Genomic DNA, 298 nt, shown 5'->3' with positions numbered 1-298 from the left:
ATTCTCTTTTGGTAATAATCCATTATATGTTCATAAGGACTATGGACATCCAGTCAATGTAGCTCCTGACGTAGATGAATCATCTGTACCCTCTACAAAAACCAGTGATTACACTTCCTGGGTGAGAGATATTGGAAATTGGATTGTCAACACTTGGAATTCTTTCACAGATGCTATACAAGATTGTATAACAATCATTGGGGTTGTTGTAGTCCTCTATTTTATTTTTAGTATAATTATTCAAATCTATTTTGCCCCAGGTGCAAATATGAAGGAGAAGGTGAAATATACAAGAAGC

General features: G+C 34.9%; 1 protein-coding gene. It reads left to right on the top strand.

The features are described 5' to 3' along the window. Nucleotides 1–298 (top strand): hypothetical protein (locus P2081_RS20660; protein ID WP_278924663.1); only part of this gene is annotated, 298 nt, incomplete at both ends.

Origin of the sequence: Pseudophaeobacter profundi, from assembly GCF_029697505.1 — a bacterium.
GTDB lineage: Bacteria > Pseudomonadota > Alphaproteobacteria > Rhodobacterales > Rhodobacteraceae > Pseudophaeobacter > Pseudophaeobacter profundi.
The sequence above is the reverse complement of the archived record's forward strand: the minus strand, read 5'-3'. Positions and strand labels throughout refer to the sequence as shown.